11 protein-coding genes, 1 tRNA gene and 3 pseudogenes are annotated in these 15,662 nt (G+C 71.5%); 8 read left to right on the top strand and 7 right to left on the bottom strand.

Annotation, left to right across the window (positions count from 1 at the left end):
- Nucleotides 1-18: 18 nt before the first annotated feature.
- Complete coding sequence (locus tag ACGFW5_RS24120; RefSeq protein ID WP_393836424.1) at nucleotides 19-1,389, bottom strand: M1 family metallopeptidase; 1,371 nt, start codon at nucleotides 1,387-1,389, stop codon at nucleotides 19-21.
- Between the two features lie 582 nt (nucleotides 1,390-1,971).
- Here ACGFW5_RS24120 and ACGFW5_RS24115 point away from each other — a divergent pair.
- On the top strand, nucleotides 1,972-2,472 hold the full coding sequence (locus ACGFW5_RS24115; RefSeq protein WP_393836366.1) for a hypothetical protein: 501 nt from the start codon (nucleotides 1,972-1,974) through the stop codon (nucleotides 2,470-2,472).
- Nucleotides 2,473-2,585: 113 nt separating this feature from the next.
- On the opposite strand, the gene ACGFW5_RS24110 is transcribed toward ACGFW5_RS24115, so the two are convergent.
- Nucleotides 2,586-3,269: a pentapeptide repeat-containing protein gene (locus ACGFW5_RS24110; protein ID WP_393836365.1), complete on the bottom strand. Its 684-nt coding sequence runs from the start codon at nucleotides 3,267-3,269 to the stop codon at nucleotides 2,586-2,588.
- Between the two features lie 222 nt (nucleotides 3,270-3,491).
- Here ACGFW5_RS24110 and ACGFW5_RS24105 point away from each other — a divergent pair.
- Nucleotides 3,492-3,817, top strand: a pseudogene (locus ACGFW5_RS24105) (FAD-dependent oxidoreductase); the annotation flags it as partial.
- A gap of 30 nt (nucleotides 3,818-3,847) precedes the next feature.
- Here ACGFW5_RS24105 and ACGFW5_RS24100 read toward each other — a convergent pair.
- A complete protein-coding gene (locus tag ACGFW5_RS24100) occupies nucleotides 3,848-4,342 on the bottom strand; it encodes a GNAT family N-acetyltransferase (RefSeq protein WP_393836364.1) in 495 nt (164 codons plus the stop codon).
- 244 nt (nucleotides 4,343-4,586) lie between these two features.
- Here ACGFW5_RS24100 and ACGFW5_RS24095 point away from each other — a divergent pair.
- Nucleotides 4,587-5,255: pseudogene (locus tag ACGFW5_RS24095) on the top strand (rhomboid-like protein); the annotation flags it as partial.
- A gap of 103 nt (nucleotides 5,256-5,358) precedes the next feature.
- On the opposite strand, the gene ACGFW5_RS24090 reads toward ACGFW5_RS24095, so the two are convergent.
- Nucleotides 5,359-6,084 (bottom strand): DsbA family protein, encoded by a 726-nt coding sequence (locus tag ACGFW5_RS24090; protein ID WP_393836363.1) that lies wholly within the window; start codon nucleotides 6,082-6,084, stop codon nucleotides 5,359-5,361.
- A gap of 314 nt (nucleotides 6,085-6,398) precedes the next feature.
- Between ACGFW5_RS24090 and ACGFW5_RS24085 the strand changes: the two genes are divergently transcribed.
- A complete protein-coding gene (locus ACGFW5_RS24085) occupies nucleotides 6,399-7,790 on the top strand; it encodes an NAD(P)/FAD-dependent oxidoreductase (RefSeq protein WP_393836362.1) in 1,392 nt (463 codons plus the stop codon).
- 985 nt (nucleotides 7,791-8,775) lie between these two features.
- Here the strand turns inward: ACGFW5_RS24085 and ACGFW5_RS24080 are convergent.
- Nucleotides 8,776-10,965 carry a restriction endonuclease gene (locus ACGFW5_RS24080; RefSeq protein ID WP_393836361.1) on the bottom strand — a complete coding sequence of 730 codons (2,190 nt, stop codon included), beginning with the start codon at nucleotides 10,963-10,965 and terminating at the stop codon, nucleotides 8,776-8,778.
- A gap of 323 nt (nucleotides 10,966-11,288) precedes the next feature.
- On the opposite strand from ACGFW5_RS24080, the gene ACGFW5_RS24075 reads away from it, so the two are divergent.
- Nucleotides 11,289-11,855, top strand: a complete 567-nt coding sequence (locus ACGFW5_RS24075) for a GNAT family N-acetyltransferase (RefSeq protein WP_393836360.1) — start codon at nucleotides 11,289-11,291, stop codon at nucleotides 11,853-11,855.
- 160 nt (nucleotides 11,856-12,015) lie between these two features.
- Here ACGFW5_RS24075 and ACGFW5_RS24070 read toward each other — a convergent pair.
- Nucleotides 12,016-12,284: pseudogene (locus ACGFW5_RS24070) on the bottom strand (UTRA domain-containing protein); the annotation flags it as partial.
- A 389-nt stretch (nucleotides 12,285-12,673) separates the two neighbouring features.
- Nucleotides 12,674-12,747, bottom strand: a tRNA-Thr gene (locus ACGFW5_RS24065).
- Nucleotides 12,748-12,929: 182 nt separating this feature from the next.
- Here ACGFW5_RS24065 and ACGFW5_RS24060 point away from each other — a divergent pair.
- The 3 genes from ACGFW5_RS24060 to ACGFW5_RS24050 all read left to right on the top strand — a co-directional run bounded on the left by ACGFW5_RS24060 (nucleotide 12,930) and on the right by ACGFW5_RS24050 (nucleotide 15,452).
- Nucleotides 12,930-14,066, top strand: coding sequence for an ABC transporter ATP-binding protein (locus tag ACGFW5_RS24060; RefSeq protein WP_393836359.1), 1,137 nt, complete (start codon nucleotides 12,930-12,932; stop codon nucleotides 14,064-14,066).
- Nucleotides 14,067-14,276: 210 nt separating this feature from the next.
- Nucleotides 14,277-14,687: a hypothetical protein gene (locus tag ACGFW5_RS24055; RefSeq protein ID WP_393836358.1), complete on the top strand. Its 411-nt coding sequence runs from the start codon at nucleotides 14,277-14,279 to the stop codon at nucleotides 14,685-14,687.
- A 33-nt stretch (nucleotides 14,688-14,720) separates the two neighbouring features.
- Complete coding sequence (locus ACGFW5_RS24050) at nucleotides 14,721-15,452, top strand: NDP-sugar synthase (RefSeq protein ID WP_393836357.1); 732 nt, start codon at nucleotides 14,721-14,723, stop codon at nucleotides 15,450-15,452.
- Nucleotides 15,453-15,662 lie beyond the last annotated feature (210 nt).

The raw sequence follows: 15,662 nt of genomic DNA, 5'->3' as shown, positions 1-15,662 counted from the left end.
GGAAGTTCGGACGAACCTTTACGGCGAGTCCGGCTTCCCGTCCCCGTAGAGCCAGGTGCTCCACACCGTCGACAGACGGTGGCCCGCCGCCTCGTCCACGAAACGCGTGAAGTCCGTGGTCGAGGCGTTGGCGTGCCGGTGGGCACGCAGCCAGCCCTGGAGGAGCGGGTAGAAAGCGGCGTCGCCGACGGCCTCACGGATCTTGTGCACGACCATGGCGCCGCGCACGTACACCGGGCGGGCCGACACATCGGCCGCGGTCGGCGGCGCGGCGGGCGGGAACGCCCAGATCTCGTTGTCCTCGTCCTTGGCGTACTCCGTGTCGAAGCGCTGCTGCGCGCTCACCCCGCCGTGGTCCTCGCTCCACAGCCACTCGGCGTACTGCGCGAATCCTTCGTTCAGCCACATGTCGCGCCAGGTGGCCGGGGTGACGGAATCACCGAACCACTGGTGGGCCAGCTCGTGCACCAGGGTGCTGGTGTCGAACTGGTCGAGCGGCATCACCGGCCGGTTCTGCGTCTCCAGGGCATAGGCCGCGGACTTGGCGGGCGCGACGATCACGCCGGTGGAGGAGAACGGGTAGGGCCCGAAGTTGTACTCCTCCCAGTCGAGGATGTCCGGCAGTTGAGCGACGGCCTCTGCGGTCTTCGCCTTCGCCCCGGGATCGATGGCGTTGTACACCGGGATGCCGGACTTGGTGGTCCCCTTGTCGTCGATCTCGTACGGCCCGATCGCCACCATCGCCAGATACGTGGCCATGGGCTCCGCGGTCTTCCAACTGAACGTCGTGCGCCCGCCGTTGTGGGCGGTGGACTGCAACTGCCCGTTGGACACGGCTTGCAGGCCGTCGGGGACGGTCACCTTGATGTCGTACGTGGCCTTGTCGCGCGGGTGGTTGTTGGACGGGAACCACGCCATGGAGCCGGCCGGTTCGCCCAGCGCGAGCACACCGCCGTCGGGCGACTTCAACCACCCCTCCCGGGAGCCGTCGGGGTCCGTGATGGTCTTGGGGCTGCCCGAGTAGCGCACGCGCGCCGTGAACGTCTCGCCCTGGGTCAGGTCCTCGCCGGGGCGCAGGGTGAGTTCGTCGCCCGCCCGGTTGACGGCGGCGGGTTCGTCGTCGACGGTGGCGTCCCGCACGTCCATCCCGGCGAAGTCGAGGTCGAACGCGCTGAGGTCCTTGGTGGCCCGAGCCACGATCGTGGCCGCGCCCGTGAGGCGCCCGCTCGCCGGGTCGTAGTCGAGGTCGAGGCCGTAGTGCTGGACGTCGTAGCCGTCGTTGCCGAGCTTGGGAAAGAGCGGATCGCGCGTGCCGGCGGCGCCGGGTGTTCCGCTCACGCCGCCGGTGCAGGCCGTGACGGCGAGGACGGTGAACAGCGCGACGCCCAGACGCGCACGAGCGCCCCACCGGCCCCGGCCCCCCTGCGGTACCGTCCGCCGCCGCCGTACCGTCCGCCACTCCGATGCCGTCGGCCGCTCCGGTCGTTTGTCCACGTCTGTGATCCTACGGGTGCCCCGACGACCGGCGCCCGGTAACCGCGCTTCCCCGTCCCCCTCGACCAACGAGGACAAAGCCACACCCAAAACGACGCCCTACAGCAGCGCGAGCAAGCAAGCACGACCCGCACCCAAAAACGGCACCCCCCCCAGGGGCGCGAGGAACTGCGCGAGCAACCAAGCACGACCCGCACCCGAAAGGCGGCGCCCTTCAGGGGCGCGGGGAACTGCGCGAGCAGCCAAGCACGTCCCGCACCCAAAAACGGCGCCCTTAAGGGGCGCGGGGAACTGCGCGACCAGCCCCACACGACCCGCACCCGAAAAGTCACCCCACCCCCGGGGGGCCGGGCGCAGCCCGGGAGGAGGCGGCCCGAGGGCGCAGGGGCCGGGGCAAGCCGCCCCCGGGGTGCGGGGCGGAGCCCCGTGAGGGGGCTGCGGAAGGGGTGCCAACCCCAGCCATGACACCATCGACCCGTGCTCGACATCGGCTACTCCCTCTCCCGCCGCTTCCCCGACCCCACCCGCATCGACTACCGCCGCGCAGACGTCTACACCCTGCGCCACGACCTGTTCTGCGGGGACGTCTACCTCGCCGACACCAAGGCGGACCACGAGGTGTCCACAGCCTGGGGATGGGTGCCCGTGCTCGACTTCGCGTGGGCGCTCTGCGACACCGTGGAACTCCTCGACCGGGACCCGCTGGGCTCACGCGCCGCCAAGCCCCAGTACGCCGAGATCGACTTCACCGAGTCCTCCGACCGCATGCTCTTCGAGCGCCGCTTCGGCTGGGTGGACGTGGAGGCCGACTGGATGCCCGGCGACGAGCCGCCCCTCACCTTCTCGCACACCGAACTGCGGCGTGAGACAAGGGACTTCCTGCACGACCTGATCGCCGATCTGACCGACATGCACGAGGACCTGGGCCACAACCCGATCATCTGGGACCTCCAGGCCCGCTTCCCCAGGACCGCCTGACGACAGACCTCCCACCCCAGAGGGGAGAGCCGGCCCGCACCGCACAAAGGCGGCCCCGCAGCCCCGCACCGGACAACCCAGCGAAGCCCAGAACGGCGCCGAGCCACGCAGGCTCACGCCTCCACGCGCACCCCTACCTGCGCCGCGAACGCCGGTGCCAGGTCGAGGAGTTGGGCCGGGCTGATGACCGCGCCGGCCAGCCGCTCCACCCCGCGTGCGATGTCGAGCAGGGTCGCCCCGCGCAGGTCGACGTCCGTCATCCGTACGCCCGTGAAGTCCGCCCCGCGCAGTTCGCAGCCGCGGAACTCCACCCGGGTCAGCTTGGCGCCGCCGAAGTCGGGCTCGGACAGGACACAGCCGTCGAAGACGACGTCGCGCAGCTCGGCCTCGCGCAGGTTCAGATAGTCGATCTTCCCGCCCTTGATCAGCACCCGTTCGAGCACCGCGCCGTGCAGCTGCACGCCGCCCATCCGGACGTCCCGCACCTCCACGTCCCGCAGGTTGGCCCGCGCCAGATCCGTACCCACGCCGCGGATCCCGGCCAGGACCGAGTCGATGAAGCGGGCTCCGGTCAGCCGCGTATCGTCCAGGACGCACCCGTAGATGCCGCAGTCGAGGAAGCGCGCGCTGTGCGCCTGCTGCCGCGCCAGGTCGAGATCCCTGAACTCCAGCCCGTCATAGTCACCCTCCGGCTCCAGCTCACCCGCGCCGAACGGCGCGAGCGGCGGCAGTCGCACCTCCACCCTGCGGGCACCCGCCGTAGCCGCCGTCTTCTTCGCACTCCGTGCCGCTGCCATGTCCCCATGCTGGACCATGGCACTGACAATCACCCCTGCTCGCGACGGGGGAATCCCACGTTCCGCACATTCATGGCCCGAACATGACACATTCAGGCCCCCGCCCGCCGTCCTGTTTCCGTACACCTTCGGCAGGAATCCACGCAGGGATCGCGAACGGGGACAGCCAGGGCGACACGAAGGGACGGCACGCACCGCACGGGCCGGGCCGGCGCGGAACGGATCAGCGTGGTGGGCGGCGGCTTCGCCGGTCCGTCCGCCGCGATCACGGCCCCCGGGCCCGGCGCCGACGTCACGCCGCCCGAGGCGCACGGCACCCTCGGCGGGCCGGCCCCGTACGTCCACGGGCCGTACCGGACCAGCGAGGGCCCGCACGCCCTGTACGGCGGGGGCCCGCACTGGCCCTGGCTCAAACAGCGCGGCCCGTTCGGCCCGCACGCAGGCCGGGCCACGCGGCCCGCGCCACCGCGCACCACACCGCGGACGCCCTCTTCCACCACGACCCGGGTTCGCTCCGGGGCTCGTACCGTCACGAACACCACTCACGACCAGGCGGGTTCGGCGATGGTCTCCCCCCGCTACGCGCCTGCCGTCTCCACACGGCGGTCGCCCAGCTTCCCCAGGGCCTCGTCCGTGAGCCGGTACACCGTCCACTCGTCCTGCGGCCGCGCGCCCAGCGACTCGTAGAACGCGATCGACGGCGCGTTCCAGTCGAGGACCGACCATTCCAGCCGCTCGTACCCGCGCGCCACACAGATGCGGGCCAGTTCCGCCAGGAGGGCCTTGCCGTGGCCGCCGCCCCGGGCCTCGGGGCGTACGTACAGGTCCTCCAGGTAGATGCCGTGCACCCCGCGCCACGTCGAGAAGTTCAGGAACCAGAGGGAGAAGCCCACCGGCTCGCCCGACGCGTCCTCCGCGATGTGCGCGAAGGCGGCCGGCCGTTCGCCGAAGAGGGCTTCGCGGAGCTGGTCCTCGGTGGCGCGCGCCTCGTCCAGGCACTTCTCGTAGTCGGCGAGCTCCCGCACCAGGCGGTGGATGACGGGGATGTCGGCGGCTGTGGCGTTGCGAATCATGGCCGCAGGGTAGGCCGGACCCCGGCGCCCCGCGCCCGCCGGTCCGCCGTACGAGACACCCGCCCCCGCCCCGGCTTCCCCGGCTACCTCCACCGCACGAGCCACCCCACCACTTCCCGGCATCTCCGCAGCCCGAGCCACCCACCGCCTCCAGGCATCTCCGCCGCACCAGCCACCCCACCCGCCCCACCCACCCCGGATGTCGGTCCCCCCGCGTGCCCCGCCCCCATGCGTGAATCGGGGCATGAGGCCCTTCCCACCCGGCGTGCGGCCGGTGCGCCGCGTTCTGCGCTACATCCGCAGCGCGCCCGGCACCTACCTCTGGCTGGCCGCGCTGTTCGCCACGACCATCGCCCTGCACCACATGTCACCCGAGTTCGAGGCGGACTTCCTGCGGCAGCGGTCCACCAACATCCACGAGTTGTCGACCAACCCGCGCCGGGTTCTGCTGGCGAGCGCGTTCTGGATCGACGGGGGCGGCTGGCTCTCGTACGCCGTGCTGTACAGCGTCTTCCACGCCCAGGCCGAACGCTGGCTGCGCACCCCGCGCTGGCTGGTCGTCGCCTTCGGCACGCACGTGGTCGCCACCTTCGTCAGCGAGGGCGCCCTGCTGTGGGCGATCCGGCACGACTACGCGCCGCACACCGCCGTCAACACCCTTGACGTGGGGGTCAGTTACGCCCTCGCCGGAGTCGTCGCCGTACTGACGTACCGGATCGCGCCGCCGTACCGGTACCTCTACCTGCTCGGCGTCCTCGTCCTCTACGGCGTGCCGCTGCTCGGCGGCCGCACCTTCACCGACCTCGGACACTTCGCGTCCGTACTCATCGGCCTCGCCTGCTATCCGCTCACCCGAGGCCGGGGCGGGACGCCGTGGAATCCGGCGGACAGCGTGCGCGCGGTCGTACGCGGGGCCCGGCCGCGCGGCCACCGGGACCCGCGCGCTACGGCCGCCACACGGCCGGGCGACGGTTCGGGCGACGGTTCGGGCGGCGCTGGTTCGGGCGACGGCGCGGTCACGAGATCCCCGCCTGCGTGAGCACCCTCTCGAATGCCGCCGCATCGAAGATCGCCCGCCCGTCACCGGCCGGCTTCTTCCCGTCGATGAGGACCACAGGGCTGCTGTTGACGCCGGAGTCCTCGAACGCCGACTCCGCCGCCTTCACGAAGTCCTTGTGCGTGTTCTCACGCACCGCCCCGTCGAAGGCGGCACCGCGCAGGCCCGGCACCTTGTCGGCGATCCTCAGGAGGTTGTCGGCGGTGAAGGCGTCGTCGCTCTCCTTCTCCGGCTGGCTGGCGAACACAGCCGCGTGGAACTCGGGGAACTTGCCCCGCTCCACCGCCGCACGCATCGCGTTGACGGCCCGCTTGGAGCCGGACCCGCCGAAGTTGGCGTCGAGGAACGAGGCGATCGTGTAGCGGACCTTGACCTTGCCATCGGCGGCGAGCTTGGCGACCGCCGTCGCGCCGCCCTCCTCGAAGTGCTTGCAGAACGGGCAGCGCGGGTCCTCGTACACGGTCACGGTGTGGGGCGCGTTCGGATCGCCCACCACGATTTCCGCACCCTCCACCTTCGCGGACAGTTTCGCGAGGGTGGCGGCGTCCCGCGAGGTCTTCGCGGTGAGCTCCGCCTGCGAGGACGCGTCCGAGCCCGACCCCGAAGAGCAGGCTGCCGCCGAGAGGCCGAGAGCCGTGGCCGCCGCCACCGCGACGGCGGCACGACGGAAACTGCGTACACGCATGGAGAGTCACCCTTCGACGAACACAGGCACAAACAGGGACACAACGGGGGCACAAGCACGGGTGCAAACACTCGCACAAACAGGGACACGGGCCACGGCACAACCAGGGCACAGCGGGGCACACCAGGACACGACAGGGAACAAAAACGGCGAAACCCATCCGTCCCCCCGACACTGAACACCGCGCCGTGCCGCCCGCGCCGCCAAAGGTCGCACCCCACGCCGCCGTTGGTCCCACGGATTCCGCAATGCGGCCGCCACCTGCGGATTCCATGGGTGGACAGGCGCCGGGGCCGGGTGTACGAACAGGGCCCATGAGCGCGATCAACGGCGGAATCTCCTTCTGGTACGCATCCGACGGCCTCCCCACCCCCCGCGAGCCACTGCCCGGTGACGCCACCGCCGACGTGGTGATCGTCGGCGGCGGATACACCGGCCTGTGGACGGCGTACTACCTCAAGAAGGCGGCACCCTTCCTCGCCATCACTGTCCTGGAGTCCCGCTTCTGCGGTTACGGCGCGTCCGGCCGCAACGGCGGCTGGCTCTACAACGGCATCGCGGGCCGCGACCGGTACGCCGAACTGCACGGCCAGGACGGTGCGGTGCGCCTCCAGCGGGCGATGAACGACACGGTGGGGGAGGTGGTGCGGGTGGCCGGCGAGGAGTCCATCGACGCGGACATCCACCAGGGCGGCGTACTCGAAGTCGCGTACACACCCGCCCAGTTGGGGCGCCTCAAGGCCTTCCATGCCGCCGAAGTCGCCTTCGGCGAGAAGGACCGGTTGCTGCTCGGCGCGCGCGAGACGGCCGAGCGGATCCGGGTCGCGGGGGCGGTCGGTTCGACGTGGACGCCGCACGGCGCGCGCATCCACCCGGTGAAGCTGGTCAAGGGACTCGCGGACACGGTCGAGGCGCTGGGGGTGCGGGTGTACGAGTCGACCCCGGTCACCGAGATCCGGCCCCGGCACGCCGTCACCCCGTACGGAACCGTCCGCGCGCCCTATGTGCTCCGCTGCACGGAGGGCTTCACCGCGTCCCTCAAGGGGCAGCGGCGGGCCTGGCTGCCCATGAACTCCTCCATGATCGCGACGGAACCGCTCGGACCCGAGGCGTGGGACGCGATCGGCTGGGCGGGGCGCGAGACGCTGGGCGACATGGCGCACGCGTACATGTACGCGCAGCGCACCGCGGACAACCGCATCGCGCTGGGCGGCCGCGGCGTGCCGTACCGCTTCGGCTCACGCACCGACAACGACGGCCGCACCCAGGCCACGACGATCGAGGCGCTGCGCGAGATCCTGGTGCGCTTCTTCCCGCAGCTCGCCGGGGTGCGGGTGGACCACGCCTGGTCGGGCGTGCTCGGCGTGCCACGCGACTGGTGCGCCTCAGTCACCCTGGACCGTACGACGGGCCTCGGCTGGGCGGGCGGTTACGTCGGCTCGGGCGTCGCCACGGCGAACCTCGCGGCGCGCACGCTGCGGGACCTGGTGCGGCGGGACTCGGGCCAGTCCGGCGACACCGAGCTGACCACTCTGCCCTGGGTCAACCACAAGGTACGGATGTGGGAGCCGGAACCACTGCGGTGGCTGGGGGTGCGGGGCATGTACGCGGCCTACCGCGGCGCGGACCGCCGCGAGCTGTCCCGTCCGGACGCGAGGACGGACCGGGTGGCACGGCTCGCGGACCGGGTGGCGGGGCGGCACTAGGCCCGTGCCGGGTTGCTTGGGGGGTTCACTGTCGGCCGCGGGCCGTGGGTGGCCCCGTGCCGGGTTGGTTGGGGGGGGTCACTGTCGGCCGTGGGCCGTGGGTGGCCCCGTGCCGGGTTGGTTGGGGGGGGGTTCACTGTCGGCCGCAGGCCGTGGGTGGCCCCGTGCCGGGTTGGTTGGGGGGTTCGCTGTCGGCCGCGGGCCGTGGGTGGCCCCGTGCCGGGTTGCTTGGGGGGTTCGCTGTCGGCCGCGGGCCGTGGGTGGCTGGTCGCGCAGTTCCCCGCGCCCCTCACCCCCTTTCGACCGCAGGCCGTGGGTGACTGGTCGCGCAGTTCCCCGCGCCCCTGGGGCGGCCGCCGCTAGGCAGAGCGGCCAACCGAGGCCGTGCCAGCCCGTCCGGTGCTTGAGGACGAGCGCCGTTCAGGCGCGAACGGGGCCGGGGGCGGAGCCCCGCTTTCGGGTGCGGGCCGTGGGTGGCTGGTCGCGCAGTTCCCCGCGCCCCTCACCCCCTTTCGACCGCGGGCCGTGGTCGCTTCCCGCGCAGTTCCCCGCGCCCCTGGGTTGGCCGCCGCCAGGCAGGGCGGCCAACCGAGGCAACCCCAGCCCGTCCGGCGCTTGAGGACGAGCGCCCTTCAGGCGCGAACGGGGCCGGGGGCGGAGCCCCGCCTTCGGCCGCGGGCCGTGGGTGGCTGGCCGCGCAGTTCCCCGCGCCCCTCACCCCCTTTCGACCGCAGGCCGTGGTCGCTTCCCGCGCAGTTCCCCGCGCCCCTCACCCCCTTTCGACCGCGGGCCGTGGTCGCTTCCCGCGCAGTTCCCCGCGCCCCTGGGTTGGTCGCCGCTAGGCAGGGCGGCCAACCGAGGCCACCCCAGCCCGTCCGGCGCTTGAGGACGAGCGCCGTTCAGGCGCGAACGGGGCCGGGGGCGGAGCCCCGGGAGGTTCTCTGCCCCCGGAGGGTCTCGGGGAAGGGGCGGGGTGGGGAAAGACTCAGGCCACCACAATCCCGTACTCCCCCACCAACTCCCCCAGCCCGCCCCGATACCCCTTCCCACCCGGCACGAAGTCCCAGTCTCCCCCTGCCCGCCGCCGGAACGACCCGAGCACCAGAGCCGTCTCGCCCGCCCGTCCGTCCGACACGGGCAGCCGGTCGAGCTCACGACCACCCCCGTCCCGGAGACAGATCGCCGCTTCGGTGAACCCGGCCAGATCCCCGTCCGGGTTCACCTCGGAGTCGACGGCGGCAACGAGGACAAGCCGGTCGGCCCACTCCGGCAACGCGTCGAAGACAACCCGGACCGCCGCCCGGTCGCCCCCGACCCCGGGCACCATGCGCACCGAACCCCCGGGGTTCTGCGGGTTGTTGAAGAACACGAAATGTTCCTCGGCCAGCACCCGATTGCCCCGGCACACCAGCGCGCACACGTCGAGCGCGACCGCACCGCGCCACACCATGCCGAGCAGATTGAAGCCCTCGCCCTCGTCCGGCGCTGCCCATGGCGCCGGAACGGCGGCCGCCCCGGCGGAAGAAGCGGTCGCACGGGACGAGGACGGACCGGACTCGCACGGCGAGCCCCCCGTACCGGTCGTACCGGCCGCACCCCCCGTACCCCCCGCACCGGCCGCACCGGCCGCACCGGCACCAAGCCGCCCCCGAAGCCCATGCTGATGCAGCAGATCCACCAGCTCCGCCCCCGACACCAGGGTCAGCGGCTTGCCCTCGGCGAACCCGTACGACCCGGGCCCGAAGCCCGAAGTCGTCACCAGCACCCCCTTGTTGGCGCCCGCGGCCTGCACCGTCCCGTACAGATCGCGCACCGCGGTCGGCGGCACCGTATTGCGGTAGCGCTTGACCTGGACGATGATCCGGCCGCCGCTGATCGGATCGGGATCGAGCGCTTCGACGTCGACGCCGCCGTCGTTGGACCGCTGCGTGGTGAGCGCCTGCATCCCGCGCGCCCGGAACAGTTCGGCGACCAGCCCCTCGAACTCGATGGGGTCCATCGCGAACAGGTCGGGCTCGCCGCCGCCCCCGTGCGACACGACCCCCGTACCGACGTCGGCGGGCCGCCGCCCGGGACGTACGGCCGCGCGCTGGTCGGGCCGCGCGGACAGCTGCCCGCGCAACGCGTCCACCAGGCAGTCGACCGCACTGACCTGCCCGAGGTTGAGCGGCGCGTACGCGTCGCGCGTCACGCTCACCGCAGCGAGGAAGATCTCGGCACGCCGCCCGGTCGCGGGATCGACATCATCGACGAACCCATTGACGACAACGGACTCCAGCACCCCGAACTCATCGGCCGCGAACAGATCCCGCAGCACAAGCAGCACACACTGCGCGAGCGCGTCCCGGTACAGGGCGCGCCGCTGGGTGACGGGCCGGGCGGCCTCCTTCTCCTGATCCGAACTGGCCACGTAGCGTACGGACTTGACCTCGGGCACGACCTCGACGCCGGGCAGTTCCCAGTCCAGTACGAGCTGTCGCGCACCCCGGTCGAAGGCGGCGGCCACCTGGCGCGGAAACCCTTCGGGCCAGGCACCCGACGCGTACAGGGCGGCCGAGAAGTAGTCCACCGCCGCCCCCGGGTCGCCGGCCCGCAACGCGTCCACCAACTGCGCGAGCCCCGCGTTGTGCGCCCGCACGTCGGCGAGCTGCCCGGCCACCCACGCGTCGTACTGGCCGCGGTATTTGGCGAGTTGGCGTACCCGGTGCGCCTCGGCGGCCTGCGCGGCAGCCCAGTCGTGCTGGTAACGGGCCTGCGCCTCCTGCTGGGCCTGCGCCCGCCGCCCGGCCGTCCAGCCACCGCCCTGCGCCTGGTAGTGCGCGGGGTCGGGCATCGGCACGGGCTGCGCGAGCTGCCCCGGCTCGAAGGGCGCGACGGCCTCCGCCCGCGTCAGCGCCGCCACCCGGAACGGAGCCGCACGGCACCCGTCGGCCAACAGGGCACCCAGCGCGGCGACTTCGTCGTCCAACTCCTGCGTACGCAACCGCGCGTCCGCCTCCCGCCCCTGCCGGTACGCCGCCTGCTGCTCGCGCTGCGCCCGCGCCCGGTCCCGCTCGTACGCCCGCTGCTGCCGCTGCTCCTGCACCACGGCCCGCTGCTGCGCCTCCCGCTGCCGCTGCTGCTGCCGCTGCGCCTCGGCCCACACCCCGACCAGCCCACTGGAACGCCGGCTCATCCCTCGCTGCCCCTCTCCCCGCCCCGCACCCCGAAAACACAAGTGTCCCGGACCGGCCGCCCCCCAGGCACCTCGGTCCCCGCCCAACCGAATCCAGCCGTGGCGGAGCGATCCGAGATGGATGGCGGTGGCGCGCACGGTGGCGTGGCTCGCCGGATGCCGCCGCCCGCACCGCCGCCAGGAGCGCACGGTGGAACATTCCCCGGCCTTCGCAGGGATCACCGCCGCCCCGATCCGCTACCGCCGTCCTGCCAGATGGAGCGGTCCACCCGTTCTCTGCAATCTCGTTGCAGCGAGCCGTCCCGCGGACAATCATGGCCGTCATGGAGCGACCGAGGCGGATCATCGAGTGCGGAGACTTCGTCCTGCGGTGCTGGCGGGGGCAGAGCGACTTCGCTCCGGCACTCAGGTTGATCGAGGAGTCTCTGGACCACTTGCGCCCCTGGGAGCCGTGGGTCGCCCAGCACAGTGCGAAGAGCACCCGGGACTTCCTCGCGACGTCAGAGTCGAAGTGGGCACGCGGTGACGTGTACAACTACGCCATCGCCAAAGACGGCGCTCTCATTGGCATGTGCCAGACCTATCGCGGGGCCCAGCCCCCGGTCCGACGCATGGGGTACTGGCTGCACCCTGCCGCCACCGGCCAAGGCATCGCCACGAGAGCAACGGCGGCCTTGGTCACGGAGATGTTCGCGCTGCCGGACGTGGAGTACCTGGAGATCGCGCACGACCTGTCCAACACCTCCAGCGCCGCGATACCACGCCGCTTGGGCTTCACCGAAGTCCTGCGCGAACAGGGAACACCGCCCGCAGCCCCCGCAGGCAGCGGAATCGACGTGGTCTGGCGACTGAACCACCCCACCCGCCCCACCCGCCCAATTACCGATTAACGGCACTCCCTGCCCTTGAACGCAGCCCCCTGACATATACCGACGCACACCTGCACCGGTGGTCCATGGCCGCCTCCCCTGTCCAGCCGTCCATCCGACGAGCAGGTGACCCGGATCCACGCGGTGGCCTGACGGACGGACTCAAACCCGGTCGGGCCGATCACGCGTCGAAGTCGTACGCCAAGACGTACGAGGCTGCATCGAGAGTCATCTCGTTGATCTCAACCGGCTGCCCCTCAGCCGCGAACGCGGTTCGACAGATGCGGACGACCGGGGTGCCGGACGCCATGCTCAGCCGTGCCGCCTCGTCCTTCGACGGCATCCGAGACCGGATCTCTTCACGGAAGTGCACGGGCTTGCGACCGAGTTCGGCGAGCCTGGCGTAGGTGCCGCCCGGACCGGTTCCTCCCACGTGATTGCGGACCCCGCCGGCCACCTGTCCCGCTTGGCAGACGCGACAGAAGCGCACCGACTGAACAGGGCCTCCGAGCTGGTGGCCCACGGCCTGGAACTGATCAGGAACGAGCAGACGGAACGGTGGAGGTTGGAATGTCTGGCGACGGCCCTGCTCGAAGCCCTCCAGACCACGCTTCGCGTAGCGACAAGCCGCGGCCACCGCGTGGTGATCGCCCACCAGGCGACCTTGGAGGACGCGATTCCCATGCGCGGGCAACGGGATCGGTCGACTAGCGGCGGTTCGTAAGACAGGAGTGACCGCCCTGCCCGGGACTGGCCATCCGGGAGTGATCAGCCGCATTGATGTCAGGGACGGATGCCGAAGGGCCCCAGCCAAGATCGGCTGAGGCCCTTCACCCACGAGCCCCCTGTCGGGTTCGAACCGACGACCCCCGCTTTACAAGAGCGGTGCTCTGGCCAGCTGAGCTAAGGAGGCAACCCGTGAAGTGTAACCAACGCTCGCCCGGGTGGGGCCGGAAATTTCGTGGGGGTGCGGCTGCTGACAAGACGGGCATCCCCAGGTAGCGTCCTGACCCAGTCCGCTCAGGTGGACTACACCACTTCTCCCTCTACTCGGATCGTCCGGCACGTTCCTGCCGGTGAAGGGACACATCAGTCATGGCCACTGTCACGTTCGACAAGGCGACCCGGATCTACCCGGGCTCCACCAAGCCCGCGGTCGACGGGCTGGAGATCGCGATCGAGGACGGCGAGTTCCTCGTACTCGTCGGCCCCTCCGGCTGCGGAAAGTCCACCTCCCTGCGCATGCTCGCGGGGCTGGAGGACGTCAACGGCGGAGCGATCCGCATCGGCGAGCGTGACGTCACGCACCTGCCGCCCAAGGACCGGGACATCGCGATGGTGTTCCAGAACTACGCGCTGTACCCGCACATGACCGTCGCCGACAACATGGGCTTCGCGCTCAAGATCGCCGGTGTGAACAAGGCGGAGATCCGGAAGAAGGTCGAGGAGGCCGCCAAGATCCTCGACCTGAGCGAGTACCTGGACCGCAAGCCCAAGGCGCTCTCCGGCGGTCAGCGCCAGCGGGTGGCGATGGGCCGGGCCATCGTGCGCGAGCCGCAGGTCTTCCTCATGGACGAGCCGCTGTCCAACCTCGACGCCAAGCTCCGCGTCTCCACGCGTACGCAGATCGCCTCGCTCCAGCGCCGCCTCGGCATCACCACCGTGTACGTCACGCACGACCAGGTCGAGGCCATGACGATGGGCGACCGCGTGGCGGTCCTCAAGGACGGTCTGCTCCAGCAGGTCGACTCGCCGCGCAACATGTACGACCGCCCGGCCAACCTGTTCGTCGCCGGGTTCATCGGCTCGCCCGCCATGAACCTCGTCGAGGTGCCCATCACCGACGGCGGTGTGAAGTTCGGCAACAGCGTCGTGCCGGTCAGCCGCGAGGCGCTGTCGGCCGCCGCCGACCGGGGCGACCGTACGGTCACCGTGGGCGTGCGCCCCGAGCACTTCGACATCGTCGAGCAGGGCGGCGGCGTCGCGAAGTCCCTCACCAAGGAGTCCGCGGAGGCCCCGGCCGGCCTCGCCGTCACCGTCAACGTCGTCGAGGAGCTCGGCGCCGACGGCTATGTGTACGGTTCCGCCGAGGTCGGTGGCGAGACGAAGGACCTCGTGGTCCGCGTGGACGGCCGCGCGGTGCCGGAGAAGGGCACACAGCTCCACGTCGTCCCGCGTCCGGGTGAGACTCACGTGTTTTCCACCTCCACGGGCGAGCGCCTTACAGACTGAGACCGGTACGCGGCCGCCACCAGGGGGTCTACGGTTGTGGCGGCCCCGCACTCGCGTGCGGGGCCGCAGCCGGTTGTCGACAAATACCCCGGCACACCGCCCATTTCGAATCCCGTTCGTCAACACGTGATTCGAAAAGCGACGTCGAACCATCCCCCGACAGGGTGACGAAATGTCGCCAAATCATCACTCCCCGCTACGCTCGCCTGCGTGACGCACACAGCCGGCCGCATCGGCCGAACCCTCGCCCTCGTCCTGCCCGTCGTCCTCGTACTCTCCGGGACGCTCGCGGTCACCCGGGTCAACTGGGCAGGCAGCAACGGATCGCAGATCCTGACCGCCTCATCCGAGAACGTCTCCGTACGCGCCAAGTCACGCGCCCCGCAGGACGTCCTGCGCGACGCGCTCCTGACCGAGCTCCAGGAGAAGGACCCCGGGACCGCGCTGACCCACCTCCAGCGCGAGGTGGAGCACCGCCCCTCGCTCGCCCAGCACTGCATGTCGATCGCCCGCGCGCTCGGCAGGGCCGCCGTGGAGCACTACGGACCCGTGAAGGCCCAGTCGTACTCCCGCCCCGTCTGCGACACCTCCTTCGCCTCCGGTGTGGCCCAGGAGCGGTGACGTCCCGCTGCGGGGACGCCTATCGTTCACCGCATGACTGCGAGCACAACTGCGACATTTCCGAGTCAGGCCGTGGTCCTGGCGGGCGGCCAGGGCTCACGACTGAGGCCGTACACCGACGACCGCCCCAAGCCGATGGTCGAGATCCCGGGCACCGGGGTCCCGATCATCGGCCATCAGCTTGCCTGGCTGGCCGCCGAGGGCGTCACTGACGCCGTCATCTCCTGCGGCCACCTCGCCGACGTCCTGAAGGACTGGCTGGCGACGGCCGATCTTCCGCTGCGCGTCACCACGGTCGTCGAGGACGAACCGCTGGGCCGGGGCGGCGGCCTCAAGTACGCGGCTGCCTCGCTGCCCCACCCCGACCGGCCCTGGTACGCCACCAACGGCGACATCTGGACGCGCTTCTCGCTGCGCGAGATGGCCTCCTTCCACGGTGAGCGCGACGCGACCGCCACGCTGGCCCTGGCCCGGCCCCGCATCCCGTGGGGCGCCGTCGAGACCGACGCCTTCGGCCACATCACCGACTTCATCGAGTCGCCGCCCTCGCCGTACCTCATCAACGCGGGCGTGTACGTGTTCTCCGCGGCCTTCACCGCGATGCTGCCCGACGTCGGCGACCACGAGCGCACCACGTTCCCGCGCCTCGCGCGTGAGCGCCGCCTGGCCGGGTTTCCGTTGCCGCACGGGGCGTACTGGCGGGCTATCGACACGGCGAAGGACCTCACGGAGGCGGCCAAGGAGCTCTCCGCGCACCGTAGTTGAGGCCCCGGCACCCCGGGCGGGGGCCCTGCCCCCACACCCCCGCTCCTCAAACGCCGGAGGGGCTGGATGTGCCGGCTCGGCGCGTCGTGGGGCGTGAACGGGGGTACCACGCCGCGAGGTCGCCCCCGCTGGGGGCGCGGGCTTCCTGGGGCTCCGCCCCGGACCCCGGTTCGCGCCCGAATGGCGCTCGTCCTCAAACGCCGGACAGGC

The organism is Streptomyces sp. NPDC048416 (genome assembly GCF_043200435.1).
In the GTDB taxonomy this organism is placed as follows: Bacteria; Actinomycetota; Actinomycetes; order Streptomycetales; family Streptomycetaceae; genus Streptomyces.
Note: the sequence above shows the minus strand (reverse complement) of the source record. Positions and strands in the feature narration are given on the sequence as shown.